3 protein-coding genes are annotated in these 2,115 nt (G+C 45.1%); all 3 read right to left on the reverse strand.

The window, feature by feature from the left end; translation table 11 throughout:
- The coding region (locus ACQY6Q_RS12440; protein ID WP_427981850.1) for a response regulator transcription factor at positions 1-457 on the reverse strand (457 nt) is incomplete at its 3' end.
- Positions 454-873 carry a DUF3019 domain-containing protein gene (locus ACQY6Q_RS12445; RefSeq protein WP_427981851.1) on the reverse strand — a complete coding sequence of 140 codons (420 nt, stop codon included), beginning with the start codon at positions 871-873 and terminating at the stop codon, positions 454-456. The genes ACQY6Q_RS12445 and ACQY6Q_RS12440, both read right to left, overlap by 4 nt.
- The gene (locus ACQY6Q_RS12450) at positions 863-1,705 is read right to left on the reverse strand and encodes a MipA/OmpV family protein (RefSeq protein ID WP_427981852.1); all 843 of its coding nucleotides are present in this window, start codon (positions 1,703-1,705) and stop codon (positions 863-865) included. The genes ACQY6Q_RS12445 and ACQY6Q_RS12450 overlap by 11 nt, the downstream gene beginning before the upstream one ends.
- Positions 1,706-2,115: the final 410 nt, after the last annotated feature.

Genomic DNA, 2,115 nt, shown 5'->3' on the forward strand with positions numbered 1-2,115 from the left:
GATTCACTTGCTGTAGGTTGGGGTCTAAAAACAGGTCGTGTAACTTAAGTTTACTGCGGCTACTGCTGGATTGCTGTTTGCGCAGGTTGGCCTTAATCCGCGCCAGCAGTAAAGGGGGTACTACGGGTTTGAGCAAATAATCGCAGGCGCCAAGATTTAATCCTCGAATCTGATCGGCATGATTATCGAGCGCCGTCAGGAAGATAATCGGGCAGGGATAACTCGCCGCTAACTGCGGGTAAATACTAAAGCCATCTTGCCCTGGCAGCATGACATCGCAAATGATCAGATCAAACTCATCGGTATCCCGGCGGATCAGCGCGTCTTCGGCATTATCTAAATGGATAAGCTTGTAACCTTCTTGGGTTAAATAAGTGCAGACCAGTTCGGCAAGGGGTTGGTCGTCTTCAATTAACAGGATTTGCGATAAGGGTTCAGGCATTGGCGCGCTTGTCATAATAAGTTCCAGTTCAGTCCACGACGTCTTCTGGGGTTGGCGGGTTCAAACTTAGCGACTTTGACTAATGCGGTGGTCACTAAGCTATTGTTTTTGGGATCCCTGAGTTCGAACAAGGTATCTTTCGCTAAGGTCAGTTGTATTTGGTATTTAAAATCGAGCCTATCTTGAAAGCAGGCGATAGCAACGGTTTCTGTCGTGAGCCATACACAGAGTGATTGCGGAATATCCGATTGATATTCAATCAGTAAGTCTAAGTGGCAGTAGGGCTTTTCTAGTGTCACTGCACAGGTATTTGGTGTGATCCTCAATTCGTCGGCGAGGCAAGATAGGCTGACGAAACAGGCAATCATTAAGCTGCAATAGGTGCAGTAGGTGAGCCACAGCGAATTGGAATGGTATGCCTTAGAAGTCATAGCTAATTCCAACAAATCCAGAAACATAGCCAGCTTTATCTATCAATACGCTGTCAGTGATTTCTTGTCCTAACCAAGTATATTCGAGTATAGCCACAAAATTAACGCTGTCGAAAATGGGCACATTGACCACGCTGCGGGCATGGTAATTGATGGCGGCTGAGGGTTGATATTTGGTTCGCAGCGGGCCTTCTTCTTCTTTAGTGAGCTGATAGTAGTAACCGACGAGGTTTTCACTCTTGCGAATTGCCCCAATCTCAAAGCCGAGCGCCCCCCATGAAAACGCCTGACTGCGTTTGAGTCTAAGCTGGATCTCGTTACCTTGGTGAACGCCGGTAATATCGTGGAAGTAACCTAGGCTGATATCGAGATAGGGCGTCACCCAAGTGGCATTGAGTCCACCTAGGTAGGAAAGATTGCGTTCAATTTCCTCGAATTTGACGACTTTAGGATTGATGGGCTGCTTCACTGGGGTATAACCTAAAATATCACTCAGTAATAGTTTATTCAGTCCATCGAATTCGTAGAAAAATCCGTCCTCATTAAAACGCGTCTGTAGGTCGACAATAAAGCTTTCTGACTCGTACAGGCTGTAACCTAAGGTGAAGTTTTCGACATAAAAGTTCTCACCGTAGTAATACCAAGTGGGCAGTATCCAAGTGTTGATATTTTCAACTTTTGCCCTTGGGTTTTCGAGTGCGCCATAACCTGCGGCAAGGGAAATCTGCCAGTCTCCGGCGGAAACTGTTTCAATTTCTTTAGCTTGCAGTGTGGTACACCAACTCAGTAGTAGTACGAGCGGTAAGCATTGTTTTCTGACGTTAACTGCCACTTCTTAGATAATCCCCAATGTTGTTTAAATGCATTGCTAAACCGCATTAAGACGAGCCTCAGCCTATCATTTTGTTCACAGAATTTAAGCATAATTATTCATAGTGCTACAAAATGCTACATCTTTGTCTGCAAAGGGATGTGTGAGTTTTGTGTTTTTCTTGTGTTATCAGATTGTACAAAATGCTACGTAAAAGTGTTGAGGTTTTCTCCAACTTGAGTGCTTAGATGGTATGCCGCTAGGCAGCTGGCCCCTAAAAACGGCTCGCAATAACAATAATGGAGAAAGCAAAGTGAAGCTTAAAATACTAACTTGTACTATTGCTGCCGCCCTTTATGGTGCTGGTGCTATGCAGGCTGCTGCTAGCATAGGCGATGTACATCAACTTAAAGGTTTGCAGTTAACACCAG

The organism is Agarivorans sp. (assembly GCF_050295395.1).
Taxonomy (GTDB): domain Bacteria; phylum Pseudomonadota; class Gammaproteobacteria; order Enterobacterales; family Celerinatantimonadaceae; genus Agarivorans.